We start from the raw sequence: 16,118 nt of genomic DNA on the forward strand, positions 1-16,118 counted from the left end.
CTTAGTTTTTTTTAATATGAACAGTTTTTACTCGAATACTCTATATTTCTCAATAACTTCCTCATTCAATTCGATTCCTAGACCTGGAGCGTTAGGAACTTCTACATAACCATCTTTGAACGCTATTTGATTCTTAACTAAATCTTTAAAAAGTGGACTTGTACTTTGTGAATACTCAATCAAATCAGTTGTTTCACATGCTGCTAAGAAATGTGTCGTAGCAGCTATCAAAATACCTGTACTAAAACCATGAGGTACTAACTTCACACCATATTTTTTAGATAGGTCATATATTTTCATGGCTTCTGTTATACCACCACACCTAGTTACATCTGGCTGCACCAAATCAGGTTTTCCAAATTCAAGAAATTGTATGAATTCATGGGTAGTTGTTAGTGTTTCTCCTCCTGCAATCATGGGTTTGATTGAACTTCCTAAATTTTTATATCCCATTAAATCATCAGAACCAATAGGTTCTTCAATCCAATTTAAATTTAAATCCTTTAATCGGTCTGCCATATATAAGGTGTGTTCTGGTGTTTTCCATTTAGCAGCCAAATCAATTTGAATCTCAAAATCTTCACCAGCTTCTTCACGAACAGCTTTGATGATTTCATAATCCGTATCAGGATCATCTCCTAAAATACCGCCACCAAATTTTAGACTCGTAAATCCTTTATCTTTTAAGTCTTTTACAATTTTTTTATTTTCCTCAGGTGTATCAGCAGGTATAAAAGTACCATATGCTCTGATTTTATCTCTGTGTTTACCACCTAAAAGCTCATGCACAGGAACATTATGATATTTACCAGCAATATCCCAAAGGGCAATATCAATGGCACTCATTGCATGAATTCCTGCCCCTCTTCTCCCCACATAGTTAGATAGCTCATACATTTTATTCCATAATCGTTCAATTTCTAGGGGATTTTCACCTATTAAAATCTCTTTTAAACCAAAACAAGCAAGATTTGAATTTGGCGTTTCAATAATACTTTTTACTACTAAAGGAGATGAATCTGTCTCTCCAACACCTGTGATTCCTTCATCTGTATGGATTTTTACAATTACTGCATCTTCTCCCCATACACATCTTTTATTCACTTCTGGAACTCTTAAACATATAACTTCTACATCTGTTATCTTCATAAACGATTTCCTCCTGTTTCTTCATATGGGCCCTTTTGTCGACATATAAATACAATCGCAAGTATCATGCCAAAATAAAAATGGGTAAATTACTTGTATAGATAGAGTTCATTGACAAAATATGAGTTTATTTGCACTCAAAAACAATTCATTATATTTTGACAGCTTGCTTATTAAAGGTATATAGTAGCATATAAAAAACGAGTTGATTTGAACTCAGTGAGTTCAAATCAACTCGTTTTTTATATATTTTCTATATAATTTAGAAGCTTTTGTTTGACTAACCCCTAATTTTTGTGCAAGCTTTCTTGTAGATTTACATTCTTCATATGCTTTTTTAATAATTTGTTTTTCATACTGCTCCATAATATCAGTTAAAGTTTTTCCCTCCCGCATAGAACTTTCAATGTCTGAATAACTTGGTTTTGCTATTAATTCATATAAATGCTTTGGTAAATGCCAAGGCTTTATAACCACTTCTTTTGTTACTACAACCAGTCTTTCTACTACATGAGAAAGTTCTCTTACATTTCCTTTCCAAGAATAGTTTAAGAAAATTTCTTTTACTTCTTCAGAAAATCTATGGGTTTTATTATATTTTTGACAATATTTATTCAAATAAAAATCAGACATCAATAAAATATCATCTTTTCTCTCTCGAAGAGGTGGAATATCTATTTCAAAAACATTTAATCGATAATATAGATCTTCTCTAAAGGTACCCATTTCAACCATTTTTTTTAGATCTCTATTGGTAGCTACAATGATTCGAACATCAACTTCTATAGGCTTTGTACTTCCTATAGAATAAAACTTTTTTTCCTGAATAAACTGAAGTAATTTTGCTTGCATTTTATATGGAATTTCTGAAATTTCATCTAAAAACAAAGTTCCACCATGTGCCTCAGCAGCAAGTCCTTTTTTTCCAGTTGTAGTTGCACCCGTAAAACTTCCCTTTTCATAACCATATAATTCAGATTCAAATAAGTCCTTGCTAATGGCAGCACAGTTAATATGCACAAAAGAATTTTCTTTTCTAGCGCTATTTTCATGAATATATTTACCTATTAAAGTTTTTCCTACTCCTGATTCCCCAGTTATCAAACAAGGACATTCAAGATCTACAATCTCATTTGCTAATGCAAAAATATTTTTCATTTTATTGCTATTAAAAATTAAGTTTTGGTCAAATTTTTTAATGTTTAGAGGAATAACATCCTCTAATAAGTTGAGATTTTGAGTTGTATTATCTGGTATGTCATCTCTTATACTCATTGCAACATATTGGACTTCATGATTTTCATCAAAAATAGGTATTGCAATGGTTAGTATTTTCGCACCAAGTTTTGTTTCTTGTTTTTGCTGAACGGCCTTCTTGCTTTTATATACATAGGGAAGTACAGAAGTACTCCAATATTCATCTGCAAAATCATAAAAACTACTGCTGATCATCTCTTCTTGAGACATACCATAATGTCTTTCACATGCTTTGTTTATATAAATAATTTTATAGTTATTATCATAAATGAGTACTTCATCATATAGTTCATCGATTATTTTTATAAATTCTTCGTAATTTAAATTATTTTTAAAAACCATAGCAACCTCCTTATCATTCTTCTTGGATATACTATTTTTTTAAGGGCCTTGTTACTTGGAATTTTACACTATTTAGTCTTATTGATAGTTCACTATATCATTTTTTTATATACGGTGACAACAGAAAGAAAAAAATAGTCTCCTTTCTGTTTTTTCTTAATTATTTCCAGAAAGGAGAGTATTTTTCATTTTAGCATAGATTTTTTACGTTATTAAATTATCTTTTACACGGAATATTTAAAAGTTTTTCAACTCGTTGATCTTTTTGATATAGGCTCATTGTTGCTTCCCCATATCCTTCTACATTTGTAAGTGATCCATTCGCAACTTGTACTATTTTTTCAATTATTTTATCTCCTACTGAATTAATTCCCTCAATACCTTTCATTACTCCAGTAGCATCAATATCAATATCGTCATTGATTAGATCTTCATTTCCACTAACTCGAATAACAGGTATAAGTGGATTATTAAATCCAGCTCCTCCCGTTGTCCATACGATTATTTGAGCTCCATAAGATGCATAATTAACTGCTGAGCCCCCACATAGCATAGTTGCTTCTGATAAATAAAATCCTGGCTCTTTTGGTTTATCAATAAAATCCTTGTTTACTTGTAGTACATCTATGATAGGTTTACTTCCCATTTTATGCAATGCCCCCATAGATTTTTCTTCAAGGGTTGTTAAACCCCCTATGCTATTTCCGATACTCATGGTTTCAACTTCAGTACCTTCTACACTCCATCTATTTTCTTCATTTTTTATTAAAGATATAATTTTTTCTGCTACCTCTTTATTTTTCGTACGCTCTATAAGTACTTCTTCACATCCTAAAAGTTCCATTAATTCACCACCAATGGCAGTTCCTCCAAGATCAACGAACTTATCCACCATATTTCCAACACTTGGATTAGAAGCAATTCCAGAACTTGTATCTGAACCACCACATTTCACACCTACAATTAATTTTTCAATTGAAACAGGTTCACGCTCAAATGAATTTGAATATTCAACAAGTTCATTCATCATTTGTTTTCCTAATTCAATTGATTTTTTGGTTCCACCACTCTCGATACAATTCATACATAATACTTTTTTTCCTATTTTGGATATAGGATTAGCAATTTGTTCAGGCAAAATACTACCGCAACCCATTGCAATAACAAGACAAGCTGATACGTTAGGATTTTTTCCTACTTCAATCATTTGATTAAATGTTTCTTCGTTCCCACCCAACATACATGTATAATAATTGGTTAATAAAACAACATCATCAAAATCTTTTGCTATATGGCGAGCTATTCCTTCACAACATTCATCTACAGAAATAATTAATACTTTATTTCTAATTCCCACTGACCCATCTGGTCTTTTATATCCCATAAATTCCATATTTATACCTCCGTATTTATATTCATTTGCTTAATAATTTCTTCTTTAAAAGCTTTAGGTATATCAACTCTTTGACTTTTAACATTATGCACATGTACCAATCTTCCTTTTTCTATATTTTTAATACATTCACCTACAGGAACATTATATTTAATAATTCGCTCCCCTTTTTCAATGTTTCGTAAAGCTATTTTATTTCCAAAAGGTATATCTTCTTTAGCTTCCATTGTATACAGTTCTTGATTATCGCTAGACATGATAGATACAATATCTGCATTTTCTATATCATCTAAAGCAGTGGCAACAATATCCTTATCTCCCATTAGCATCATTTTTTTTCCCATTTTCTCTCCTCCTTTATGAATTAATTTGCTTCTCCTTTACTTTTATTGCAAATGTTATGCCATATCTATTTAGTAAACTCCTTTTGCTGAAGCAAAATATCCAAACTTCAGGTAGATACTCTATTCCCTCTTAAACAAAAAATTTCAATCTCCCACTTATCAGAATAATGGTCTTCTAAATTGATAAAAAAATATGGATTTTGTGCAATTTAGTCAAATTTGAATAATGAATATGTGACTTTTTATGGGATTTTGAATCGAAAATACTTCAATGCTATGAATTGATTTCAATTCAAAACGTGATTCATAGCATCATATAATTTAAACTATATCTACTCTCTTCATAAATATTTTATAATTTGATATAAAAATAAATATAAGCTATAATATGTAAGGATTACGTTGTCCAAATATTTTATAATAATATTTTTCACAATACACTTAGAAATTTACATGGTTTGATGTTAGTATTATTTTGTGAGTGAGGTGTTATAATGTCTGATAACATAAACTATGAGCTAGACAGGAAAACGTTTTTTAATCTAATCAATCACATGTATGATGAAGTTTTTATCTATGATACAAATTATAGAGTTGTGTATGTTAATGAAGCCTGTAAAAGACATTATGGAAGATCTCCTGAAGAATTGATTGGTAAATCATTTTTTGATTTGACGGATGCTGAATGGTGGAATCCTTCTATACTTCCTATTGTATTTGAGACGAAAAAAACTCACGCTATACGTCAAAAAACTTTGGTTGATGCTGAATTATTGACAATTGCCACACCTATTTTTGATGACAAAAATAAAATAAAATACGTAATTATGAACGTTCGTGATCCCATATATGAACGTGATTTATATAATCCTCAATATATAGATCATGACCATGCTAAAAATAACACGAACTTAATCCCTATATATAAAAGTAAAAAAATGCAAAAGGTACTAGATTTAATAAAAAAAGTAAGTACTGTTGATATTACTTGTCTCCTTCAAGGAGAATCAGGAACAGGTAAAAGTTTATTAGCCAAATTTATGCATTCAATCAGTCCAAGACATAATAAACCTTTCATAAATGTTAATTGCGCAACTATTCCTAGTAATTTGATAGAATCTGAACTTTTTGGATATGAAAAAGGAGCATTTACAGGAGCTGTAACCCATGGTAAAAAAGGTCTACTCGAAGCAGCTGAAGGTGGAACCATTTTACTAGATGAAATTTCTGAACTACCTTATAATGCTCAAGCAAAACTACTACACGTCATTCAGAATAAAGAATTTATTCCTATTGGAACATACAAAGCAAAGAAAGTTAATGTTAAAATAATTTCTGCTACCAATAAAGACCTTCGGGCCATGGTTGCTTCAGGACAATTCCGAGAGGATTTGTATTATCGTCTAAACGTAATAGATGTCTATATTCCTCCTCTAAGACAGAGAAAAGAAGATATTGAACCTTTGATTTATTATTTTTTAAATACTTTTTCAAAAAAATATAATACTAGACATGAAATATCACCTGCTGCAATTAATATCCTTCTTAATTGCAAGTGGAAAGGTAATGTAAGAGAACTTCAACATATTATTGAACGTTTAGTTGTTACCATTGATGAGATGATTATTGATGTTAAACATTTACCAAAGCATATTTTTGAAATTGTTGATTCTGCTTATATTCCAACAACTTCAGAAAATATGTCGTTTGATGAGATTATTGGTAATTATGAAAAGCTTCTTGTGTGTGATGCATATAATAAAGGAGCTTCCAGTAGAAGAGTCGCTGAACAGCTTGGTATAAGTCAAACAAGAGCATTAAAACTTATTAATAAATATATAAAAAAATCCCCTAATGGGGACTCTTAATAGAGTGGCAAGCCACTCTATTTCTTTATACTTAGAAATTATTCATTTCTTCAGCTAAAGGACTATACTCATTAAGTAATCTGTCCTATAATATTAAAATCAATCTTATCCTCTTACTCTGCTTGAATACATCTGCCTTTTCTCTTAATGAACATATCTAAATTTGGCATTGCTACGCTAATAACAATAAGAATAGCACCAACTACCGCTTGTACTCCAATCCTTTCAGATAGGAATAACCATCCAAATAAGGCTGCAAAAATAGGTTCTAATGTATAAATAAGTGCCATATTTGTAGCTGGAACATATTTTTGGGTTACATTAACTAATAAATATGCTATTGCCGTACAGACAATACCTAAAAACAACATACTTTTCCAAGCATCTGTTGATAAATGCATTGTTGGCTTTTCTATTATTAAAGAAGCTATCACACTCAGTATTCCAACAGCGCTAATTTGAATAGTGGCAATAACTGTTGCATCATATTTTTTAACATATTCTTCAACCAAAATAACATAATATGCTAAAATAATTGATCCCACTAAGGTCATCCCATCACCAAAATTAATACCCCCTTGATGTCCTTCTAAAGTAACTAATGCAAGACCTAATATAGCTAAACAAGTACCTACCCAAATAAGCATAGGTTGCTTTTGTTTTTTTATATACGTTGCAATAAAAGGCACAAAAATAACACTACTTCCAACAATAAATGCATTTTTAGCAACACTTGTATATTTTAACCCAATAGTATGAAATACAAAAGCTAAGAATAAAACTGCTCCTGTAATCATTCCTCCTATCAATTGTTCACGTTTAACTTTAAGTTTTCCTAAAAAAAGCAGTATGCCAGATAACACACCTCCACCGATTAAGAATCGAAGGGCCATAAAATTAAATACTTCAATATTCTTTAGTATTGGCTTAGTTAAACTAAAGGATAACCCCCACATGGCTACAATTACTATCATAATTATTTCTGCATTTCCTCTTTTCATAAATCGTCCCTCCTTTTTGTGTATATTCCTTATACAAAACTAAATTTTGACTCTTTCATCATTATACAGGATTCCTATAAATACTGGTATTTCATTTCATACAAAAAAAACCTCTTCAATTTGTATAATATACAAATTAAGAGGCTTTCTTACATTTATAACAGCTTTGTATGAATAAGGTGCAAACGAATGGCTATGGCTAATGTCTCATAAGTCATCCCTTTCATCTGAGTGAGCTGTAGTATTTCATTGATTTTTTTAATACGATAACGTATTGTATTGGTATGCTGAAATAACTTTTTAGATGTTTTTTGAATATTTCCTTCACTTTCAATATAAAAAATAGCTGTGTTTAATAGATCCGTTCTTTTCTCTCGATCATAAGCAACAAGTTTATCAATCATTCTTCTGTAAAATGCATATGCCCATGGATCATTCATAATAGGGATCAGCAATTGATAAATACCCATATTTAAAAAGGTAGCCTTTTTCATATCATAAAGAGATGCAAAATCATAGGCATATTTACTTTCATCAATAGCTCTGCCTAAAGCACTCAGATCATTTTTAACTTCACTAATTCCCAATCGATAGGTCCCATCTAATAAACCATATGCATTCAATGCTAATTCAGAAGATTTTTTGATATATTTATGTTCATCATACTCATAGGTTACAATGATTAAATATCCATTTCTATAGGATATAACCAAACAGCTCTCTCCTAAAAACTTTCTAAGGTCATTTGGATTAAATAGCCTTGTAGAATTTCCTTCAGGTACTTCCACTTCTCTTGCAAAATAAACAATACAGTTTTTCTTAAAATTCCTATTGATCCCATAGGCTAATTCCCTTATACGAAATTCACTTAAATTGTTTCCTGAAATTTGATCAATTATTACTCTGATATGTTGTTCATGATTTTGTATATTAATCGCTTTATCAATCTCTAAAATAATGGTCTCCACATAGGTTTCATCAAACAAAAACAAGGGTAATCTATATTTGTGGGCTAATTCTATAGCTTCTTTTGGAATTTCCTTAAAATAAATAGTTTTAATAGCAAAACATGCTGCTTGTGCATCAATTAAATCTTTTACAAAATCAATAATTTTTTCAGGTTGATTTCGAATAGCCAATAAATTGCTAAAAATAAATTCTCCTACTTGAACCGTATCACGAACTTGCTGCCCAACCTCATGGTCTAAGATTCCTGCTCTAGTTATTTTACGATCCAACCCATTCATTCCTGCAATGAGTCTAAATCTTTTTAATGCATCTAGTTTTAATGCTTCATGAACTGTTAATGACATTGTTTTGCTCCTTAAGTGCTAAATTATATATCTTTAACAATATTATACATGATTTATCTTATCCATTTTGTCCTTCTTTTCAAAATAATTATTTAGATATATTTTGTAACTTGATATTTACCCTATTTTCTATAGTTACATATCCTTGTTTTACTTCATATTTAATTCCAAATACATCTAATACATCCTTCATTGATACATACATTATATTGTCAAAAACCATGGTGGAAATATCACTTTTAATAAGGAAAAATTTCTTATCGCCCTTTGAAAATACAATCTCTTTGTCCTTTATTGAAGGATCTGCTTCAATATAAAATTCCTTGAGAGTACTTATCGAAATGTATTCACTTCCATTTTTCATTAAAATCCTATCTTCTTTTTTAAAGGAATCTATAGGTAGTATTTCTTCTTTTTTCAGTTTATCTATATACTGCTGGTCAGTTATACCACTTACTTCTTTTATACTTTTACTTTTGATTGATGGATTTGCTTGTAGCTTAAATTCCTTTATATTTGCATTCACAATTCTAATCCCTTGCAAAGTTATTTTGAAATTACCCGTATCAATAAAGATTCCTTGATCTACATATCTATATTGGTAATGAAATAAATCAAGAACATCCTTCATCATAAAATAAATATTACCATTTATCTTAAATAGGGTATTCTCTATTTTTAAAGAATAATCTTTTCTTAACGTCTTATCTCTAAATGTAACTTTTCCTATATTGTAGTCTATACTATATTCTAAATTCAATTTACTTAGGATTTCTTCATTGATCAACTCATTCCCATTTACTAGAACAACAGGCTTCAGATTATTGATATCACTTATTTCAGTGTATTTTATTTTTTGATTGTTATTTTCTTTCTCTTGTTTGCTAGATTGTGCATTCTTCATAGCAACAACGTCTTTAGGCACAGTAGCATCTGCCTTCCTAATCAATTCCCCTGTACCAAAATACTTTAAAGTGATTTCTTTATCCTCTTTTTTTATGTGGATATTTGAACCTACATAATCATATCTATATCCAAATTGGTCAAATATGCTCTTCATGCTTACAAAATACATGTTTTCCTTAACGATTAAATCCTGATTTACCTTCAGCATAAATATTTCATTTGTAGCCTGATTTTTAACTAAAATTTCTCCTGTCTTAAAGTTAATATTTGTTTCAATATTTAAGGTTTTTAATGCATTCATATTAATAAACTCATTTCCTGTGTGAATGACAAATGTAGCATCCTTTTCTACCTTTGTGTTTGTATCATCATCGTTAGTTTTTTCACTTTTTATGATTTTCATATCATCCTGATTGATTAGTCCAGTATTTACCAGATCTATAACTTTTGAATTTTTCACTTTTTCAAGAGTAGCTGTATTTTTATTGCTTTTATAGATAGACAGTTTTCCTATAGAAACATCTAGTTTACGTGCATCATTTAGTACTTTTTCATCTGCATCTAAATATATATATTTTAAATCCTGTCCTTCTTCTTGTATGGTTGTCTCTATTTGATTTTTTAATTCTTCTACATTTTCTTTTGATTCTTTTTGTGCAGGTGCAACCGCTACCAATACTGAGTCAGAAGATTCATTTAGATAATGTTTATTTTTTGCATTCCATATAATGTCTTTCATTGCTAAAGTAATATATTTTCCTTTAATCAGATCTACGCTTAATAAGTCATTACCCTCATCATTATAAGTTTTCAAATCTACTACTTTAAAATCCTTATTGATTTCTATCTCAACACTTGGATTAATATCTATACTTACCACTGCCACTACATCACTACTTAGAAATAAAATATCTTTTGCATCTTGATTGTATATGAAAGCATTGATCAATATAAGAAGCATGGCTGCAACCAATCCTAAGCTAAAATATTTGGATGTATTTTTATTCTTCATAATATCCTCTTCAAAGAAAAAAATTTCATTTCCTGGTATCACATTATTCTTTTTTATTAGTTTTAAGTATTCCATATCTTTAGATAAAACAAGAATATAATTTTTTTCTATTGAAACAACTTTTCCTTTTAACATAAATCTCCACCACCTATTTCAAGAACATACTCTTTTAGTTCCTCAAGATTGCTATTTAAAATAATAATCGTAGCAATGATGAATACACGATGATTTTTTAAAACTTTATCCGATACACCCAGTTCTTTTTTTATCTCACTTCTTGGTAAATTCCCTGTTTTATATAATTTATCTATCATATTATGCCTATTTGCAATTTTTTTTGCAATTTTAACTGCATTTATTCTACTGTCCTTATGTTTTGGTGCTTTTAGTATCAATTCTTCTATTTTTATTCCAAATTTTTCAAGATTCTTACTAAAATTTTGGATCTCTAACCTCAAATGAACCTGATGGGTAAATTCATTGGATGCCATGTGTTTCTTTTGATGAGTTACAAGCGTTTTCTCTTCCATTTCATCTAATGAAACATTTTTATTATCATAAGTATATTTTTTTCTTGCTCCCTTAACCCGGTTGGTTATGACTATTTTTGCAAAATTTATAAATGAACCTTTACTTTCTTCATATTTATCTATGGCTTCATTAAAAGCTTCCATGGCAATACTCAAATGCTCATCATTTTCTGTTTCCACATACTTATCCAATACCTTTGAAACAGTTTTAACAATAAAAGGCATATATTCATCAATAAATCTATTTCTTAAGGCTACATCCCCATCTCTAATTTTTGTAAGCCTTTTCTCAAAGGTTCTCTTTTTGTAAAAATCAAATATCTTCCCCAATCAATACACATCCTTAATACAAAAAAGGCAATAGTTATTGCCTTTTTTGTGTTACTTGATATAAATCACATCAAATTTTTCCTTTATATTATGATTATTAATTTCTATATCTTGATCATCTATAGAGAATGTTACATCTAATGCTTCAAACAATTCTTTAACTGGTAAGTACTTTCCATTACCTATAACATCATCTTGCATATTCGAAAGCTCTATCCATTTATTATTTTTCTCATTGATTACCTTTATGATTTGGTCTCCATTTTTTTCAATCTTTAATCCTATTTTATCAAAAATATTTGTGTTGATGTATTCATTTCCATTCATTATAGGAACCAGTCCACCTAAATCTTTATTTTTAAAATCTTTTTTATCATCATTAACGTTTTTAATATGATTCATTGTTACTTCTACTTTTTTGTATGAAGCTGGTTTTCTATATGAAAAATCTTTAATACTAATATTTTTATATGCTAAATCTAACTTAGTTTTATCATTTTCTAGCACAATATTGCTGTTCCTATACATATATTTAACGCCAATCTCATCAAAGGTTTCCTTCATAGGAATAAATATTTTTCCATCTTTATTAATAGGATGGATTCCTTTTTCAGAAAAATTAATGACATATTCTTTATTCCCTTTTTTAACTGTAATCTTTTCCTTATTTGTATCTAGCTTTATCCCTAAAGAAAGGTCTTTTAGTACCTCTATATTTATGTATTCAGCACCATTAATCACTACAATAGGCTTATCATAAACAACCTCTATTTTATTTGTTTGTATCACTGTATGTTTTTCAGGAGGTTTCACCTTTCCATCTGGACCTAAATCATTATTTCCAGCATAAACAGGTACTGTTAACATAGCTACCATACTTCCTAATACTAAAAGCTTTGCAATATTCTTCTTCATACGTAATTCTCCCTTCGTTTTGATAAACATTATTTATTCAAGTAGCTACTATTGTTTTTTTCTTTCTCACCTAGGTTTATTATAGTATTCATTTATTAGCAAATTTTTAGGGTCCATGTACAATGATTTTTTTGATAATAAACTTTTTCAGACTGTAAACCCACCTAATTAAAATCCTTCGTAATATAAAAATTCCCTGTTTTCCTATAAATCAAGGGAAACAGGGTTAGTAAACTTTCTTCTTTAGTTTTTGAAATCAATACGAATATACGGCTTTATTTGAATCTCTAAATATTGATCTATCCAATTCTCTAAAAATAGTATAATAGCTTCTGTTTTAATTTCTTCACCATTTTTATCTTCATATTTTTCTATTTTATGTTCGGTATTCCCTACTAAACTATGATTAATTCTAATAATATCTCTACCGTCTTTAAACCAAGTTAAAGAAAACATATTATGTTCATCATAATCTAATATTAATTTATTAGATAAATCAATTGTATTCCACTTATTGATATTTGTTGTATCCACAACTAAATCATTTTCCTTTTCTTCTAATAAATAATGATAAAAACCGTCTTCATCTATTTCACAATTCTTTTTAAATAGCTTTACAAAAAACTCATTTAAACTACCAGCTACTCTTATTTCAAAATCTCTCATGGTTTCAAGTTTTCCTTGATACTCAATTTTTCCACTTTCAATTAATTTTCTAACTCGATAATCAATAAAGGTATCTCCAACAAGTTGATCTGATTTTCCCATCGTAGCACCAATAATTCTTGCAGCTTTTTTAAAGTTAAAAGTACAATTAGACAAGATTTCTTGATCATAGTAGCTTTCATCTACACCAATTATTTCATCTTTTAATATTCTCAAATTTTCTTTAGATTTTCTAAGGTGTTCCCAATCACTTATAAAATCATTCCATTTTTCTTTTTCTAATTTTTTCATTGTTAAAATAAGATGATTAATTTCTTCAGGGGAACACTCCCCAAAAGCTCTCATTTTGTATAAATTGTCATTATAATCTTTTATATAAGAATCAGAAATATTCACTTCATATAATTCCTTATTTTTTAATGCTGTAGCTAAATATCTAATACCTACTTGATCAGAAGTATTTTCTCCATGCCATATGATAATTTTTGCATCTTGATCTATATTCTTTATACTTTCATAAGTATCTATAAATTCTTTCTCTATATCTTCAAAATAATCCTCTATACAAACCTGTTTGAACATTTTTTCAAACCATCTAATTCTTTTTTTAAGTCCTATTTCCGTGTCCATTTCATAAATAGGTCCTATAGAATAATCTTCTCTAAAATTTATAATTTCACCCTTGTATTCAGTTTCATTGTTTTTAAAAAAGTATCTTAATGTTCCAGCAGCCGAATCCCCAAAAACAATATGTATAAATTTATCCAATGTTGATTTCTCCTTTCAAATCCATCACTTATTTTTATATCATCTATTTTATATTATTATCTGAAAAGTTTCAAAATTAAAAAGGTACTATTTTTACTTCTTAATTTTTTCATTATAAATAGGAAATGATACTTCAAAACAAGTTCCTTCTTTATCATCTAAAAGCCTAATCTCTCCCTTTTGTCTTTTCAAAAGCTTATTGACAAGAGAAAGTCCCAATCCTGTTCCTGAAAACTTTTTTGATCTATTTTTATCCACTGTATAAAAAGGTTCAAATATTTTTCTTCTATGTTCAAGGGGGATACCAATGCCTGTGTCTTCAATTTCAATACAGTTTTTATTATCTTTAATATAACTTCTTATATATATTTTTCCCCCATTTACATTATATTTTATCCCATTATCTATAAGATTAATAAATATCTGCATAAAGCTTTCAGCATCTATAAGAACATAAGCTTTTTGAAGATCTTGTACCATCTCTATCCCAAATTTAGAAGCTTTTCCACCCATTCTACGACATATATCCATAAGAAGTTTTTTCGTATCTACTTTTTCTTTTTGCAATTCAAAATCATATTTTTCAAGCCTAGACAAATAAAGAGTGTTTTCAATCATGCTGTCTACTCTTTTCAATTCCTTTTCTGCTATTTCTTTTGATTTACAAACCATATCATCATCATCTTTATAAAGACTCATCAAATCTATTTGTGCTTTTATTACTGTTAAAGGAGTTTTAAATTCATGAGTAATATTTCCTATAAACTCTTTTTGCTGTTTTTCAAGGCTTTGAAGCTTTTCTACAGCAAGCTGGAGTTTTTCTTTTTCTATATTGATTTGCTCAATATTTTCTTTTATTTTGTTGGACATAAAATAGATGCCACGACTTAAATCACCAAACTCATCCTTTTCATCTAAAATCTTTACAGATTCATAATCTCCTTTTTCAATTTCTTTTACTGATTTTTTAAAAGCTAATATATTGTTCACAACTTTTGAAAAATAAAATCGTGCCAATAGATAAGTAATAACGATTGAAGCAATTCCCACTTCAAAAAAGAGCTTTTTGATATCTTCATAAAAATTTCTTTCTTTTTGTGTATAGTATTCAAATCTCAATACACCAATTTGTTTCTCAAAATCATACACAGGGGCTAAGTATATGATCTTTTGTCCATTTTTTTCATATACAATTTTATTATGAATGGCATCAGTCATAATTTTTAGCTTCTTCTTATCTCCTACATCATTATGTACACTACCTATCTGTTTTCCTGCCATATCATAAAAGACAATAGATAAATCTAGTATTCTCCCTAAGTCTAAGACAAGACTTTCTGCATTTTTAACATAAAATTTTTGAAAATCTTTCTCATCACTCGAAAGAAACCTTTCTCTTATATACAAATTTGCCGTTTTACTATTATCTTTTAAAAGTGCTTCATAGGACTGTCTTTGATTTTTCTCTATGCCTCTTAACATAAAAAAACTTATGATTGAAAGATTAAAAATGAGTAATAAAATAATAAATATAGTCCATTTTACTTTTATACTAGTTTTCATAGAATTTCTCCACAGCTTTATATCCAATTTTGGGTACTGTCTTTATGATTTTGCTAGTTTTCCCTAGTTTTTTCCTAATCCTTTGGATATGTATATCAATGGTTCTTGTTCCACCAAAATAATCTTGTTCCCAAATCCTATCCAATATTTCACCTCTCGAAAAAGTTTTTTCCTTATTTTTAATCAAAAATGCTAAAAGATCAAATTCTTTTGGTTTAAAATCTATGATCTGATCTTTTATATATACAACTCTTTCCTTTAAGCATATTTTTATTTCATGTAACTGAATCACCTCATCCTCATGATTTTTTTCTATGCTATTTTGTCCTTTTTTTATTCTTCGACTTAAAGATCTAACCCGTGCAAGAAGCTCTAATAGATCAAATGGTTTGGTTACATAATCATCAGCTCCAAGTTCCAAACCTAATACTTTATCCACTAAATCAGTTTTAGCAGTGAGCATAAGAATGCCCATATTAGTGTTATCTCCTATTCTTTTACACACATCATAGCCACTAAGCTTTGGCATCATTACATCCAAAATTAATATATCTGGATGAAATTTTTGTATTTTATCTATTGCCTGCTCCCCATCATAAGCTGTATATACGGTATATTGTTCGCGCTTTAGGGCATAAGCGATTGCATCTGTAATATTTTCTTCATCATCTGCCACAAGTATTTTTATTTCCATCCGTTTATCTCCTTTTTAATATTCTATACATTACATATATAGGTGTATTTTAACATAATCTTTTGTA

Annotated in this window: 13 protein-coding genes; 1 reads left to right on the forward strand and 12 read right to left on the reverse strand. The window is 29.1% G+C overall.

Annotated features, from left to right (window positions below):
* Nucleotides 1-27 precede the first annotated feature (27 nt).
* The 4 genes from K7H06_RS18285 to K7H06_RS18300 all read right to left on the reverse strand — a co-directional run bounded on the left by K7H06_RS18285 (nt 28) and on the right by K7H06_RS18300 (nt 4,485).
* Nucleotides 28-1,149 carry a mandelate racemase/muconate lactonizing enzyme family protein gene (locus tag K7H06_RS18285; RefSeq protein ID WP_223037446.1) on the reverse strand — a complete coding sequence of 374 codons (1,122 nt, stop codon included), beginning with the start codon at nt 1,147-1,149 and terminating at the stop codon, nt 28-30.
* A 225-nt stretch (nt 1,150-1,374) separates the two neighbouring features.
* Nucleotides 1,375-2,748, reverse strand: coding sequence for a sigma-54 interaction domain-containing protein (locus tag K7H06_RS18290; RefSeq protein ID WP_223037447.1), 1,374 nt, complete (start codon nt 2,746-2,748; stop codon nt 1,375-1,377).
* A 217-nt stretch (nt 2,749-2,965) separates the two neighbouring features.
* Nucleotides 2,966-4,141 (reverse strand): UxaA family hydrolase, encoded by a 1,176-nt coding sequence (locus K7H06_RS18295; protein WP_223037448.1) that lies wholly within the window; start codon nt 4,139-4,141, stop codon nt 2,966-2,968.
* A 2-nt stretch (nt 4,142-4,143) separates the two neighbouring features.
* Complete coding sequence (locus K7H06_RS18300) at nt 4,144-4,485, reverse strand: UxaA family hydrolase (protein WP_223037449.1); 342 nt, start codon at nt 4,483-4,485, stop codon at nt 4,144-4,146.
* Between the two features lie 494 nt (nt 4,486-4,979).
* On the opposite strand from K7H06_RS18300, the gene K7H06_RS18305 reads away from it, so the two are divergent.
* Nucleotides 4,980-6,353 carry a sigma-54 interaction domain-containing protein gene (locus tag K7H06_RS18305; protein ID WP_223037450.1) on the forward strand — a complete coding sequence of 458 codons (1,374 nt, stop codon included), beginning with the start codon at nt 4,980-4,982 and terminating at the stop codon, nt 6,351-6,353.
* Nucleotides 6,354-6,466: 113 nt separating this feature from the next.
* Here K7H06_RS18305 and K7H06_RS18310 read toward each other — a convergent pair whose 3' ends face one another.
* The 8 genes from K7H06_RS18310 to K7H06_RS18345 form a co-directional block, all read right to left on the reverse strand.
* Entirely contained in the window at nt 6,467-7,354 is an 888-nt protein-coding gene (locus K7H06_RS18310; RefSeq protein WP_223037451.1) for a DMT family transporter, read from the reverse strand.
* Between the two features lie 155 nt (nt 7,355-7,509).
* Nucleotides 7,510-8,667, reverse strand: a complete 1,158-nt coding sequence (locus K7H06_RS18315; RefSeq protein ID WP_223037452.1) for a PucR family transcriptional regulator — start codon at nt 8,665-8,667, stop codon at nt 7,510-7,512.
* Nucleotides 8,668-8,755: 88 nt separating this feature from the next.
* Nucleotides 8,756-10,720 carry an anti-sigma-I factor RsgI family protein gene (locus K7H06_RS18320; RefSeq protein ID WP_223037453.1) on the reverse strand — a complete coding sequence of 655 codons (1,965 nt, stop codon included), beginning with the start codon at nt 10,718-10,720 and terminating at the stop codon, nt 8,756-8,758.
* Nucleotides 10,714-11,445 carry an RNA polymerase subunit sigma gene (locus K7H06_RS18325; RefSeq protein WP_223037454.1) on the reverse strand — a complete coding sequence of 244 codons (732 nt, stop codon included), beginning with the start codon at nt 11,443-11,445 and terminating at the stop codon, nt 10,714-10,716. Before K7H06_RS18325 ends, K7H06_RS18320 begins: the two co-directional genes overlap by 7 nt.
* Before the next feature lie 51 nt (nt 11,446-11,496).
* Nucleotides 11,497-12,360 (reverse strand): hypothetical protein, encoded by an 864-nt coding sequence (locus K7H06_RS18330; RefSeq protein ID WP_223037455.1) that lies wholly within the window; start codon nt 12,358-12,360, stop codon nt 11,497-11,499.
* A gap of 243 nt (nt 12,361-12,603) precedes the next feature.
* Nucleotides 12,604-13,794 carry a DUF1835 domain-containing protein gene (locus K7H06_RS18335; RefSeq protein ID WP_223037456.1) on the reverse strand — a complete coding sequence of 397 codons (1,191 nt, stop codon included), beginning with the start codon at nt 13,792-13,794 and terminating at the stop codon, nt 12,604-12,606.
* 93 nt (nt 13,795-13,887) lie between these two features.
* On the reverse strand, nt 13,888-15,357 hold the full coding sequence (locus K7H06_RS18340) for a HAMP domain-containing sensor histidine kinase (RefSeq protein WP_223037457.1): 1,470 nt from the start codon (nt 15,355-15,357) through the stop codon (nt 13,888-13,890).
* Nucleotides 15,347-16,051: a response regulator transcription factor gene (locus tag K7H06_RS18345; RefSeq protein ID WP_223037458.1), complete on the reverse strand. Its 705-nt coding sequence runs from the start codon at nt 16,049-16,051 to the stop codon at nt 15,347-15,349. The genes K7H06_RS18340 and K7H06_RS18345 overlap by 11 nt, the downstream gene beginning before the upstream one ends.
* Nucleotides 16,052-16,118: the final 67 nt, after the last annotated feature.

The sequence above is a fragment of the Crassaminicella profunda genome (genome assembly GCF_019884785.1).
Taxonomy (GTDB): Bacteria; Bacillota; Clostridia; order Peptostreptococcales; family Thermotaleaceae; genus Crassaminicella; species Crassaminicella profunda.

What these genes read in the sequence shown, in the direction of transcription:
- K7H06_RS18310 (WP_223037451.1), bottom strand. Translation starts at nt 7,354, where the DNA reads ATGAAAAGAGGAAATGCAGAAATAATTATGATAGTAATTGTAGCCATG.
- K7H06_RS18340 (WP_223037457.1), bottom strand. Translation starts at nt 15,357, where the DNA reads ATGAAAACTAGTATAAAAGTAAAATGGACTATATTTATTATTTTATTA.
- K7H06_RS18305 (WP_223037450.1), top strand. Translation starts at nt 4,980, where the DNA reads ATGTCTGATAACATAAACTATGAGCTAGACAGGAAAACGTTTTTTAAT.
- K7H06_RS18285 (WP_223037446.1), bottom strand. Translation starts at nt 1,149, where the DNA reads ATGAAGATAACAGATGTAGAAGTTATATGTTTAAGAGTTCCAGAAGTG.
- K7H06_RS18290 (WP_223037447.1), bottom strand. Translation starts at nt 2,748, where the DNA reads ATGGTTTTTAAAAATAATTTAAATTACGAAGAATTTATAAAAATAATC.
- K7H06_RS18345 (WP_223037458.1), bottom strand. Translation starts at nt 16,051, where the DNA reads ATGGAAATAAAAATACTTGTGGCAGATGATGAAGAAAATATTACAGAT.
- K7H06_RS18320 (WP_223037453.1), bottom strand. Translation starts at nt 10,720, where the DNA reads ATGTTAAAAGGAAAAGTTGTTTCAATAGAAAAAAATTATATTCTTGTT.
- K7H06_RS18295 (WP_223037448.1), bottom strand. Translation starts at nt 4,141, where the DNA reads ATGGAATTTATGGGATATAAAAGACCAGATGGGTCAGTGGGAATTAGA.
- K7H06_RS18300 (WP_223037449.1), bottom strand. Translation starts at nt 4,485, where the DNA reads ATGGGAAAAAAAATGATGCTAATGGGAGATAAGGATATTGTTGCCACT.
- K7H06_RS18330 (WP_223037455.1), bottom strand. Translation starts at nt 12,360, where the DNA reads ATGAAGAAGAATATTGCAAAGCTTTTAGTATTAGGAAGTATGGTAGCT.
- K7H06_RS18315 (WP_223037452.1), bottom strand. Translation starts at nt 8,667, where the DNA reads ATGTCATTAACAGTTCATGAAGCATTAAAACTAGATGCATTAAAAAGA.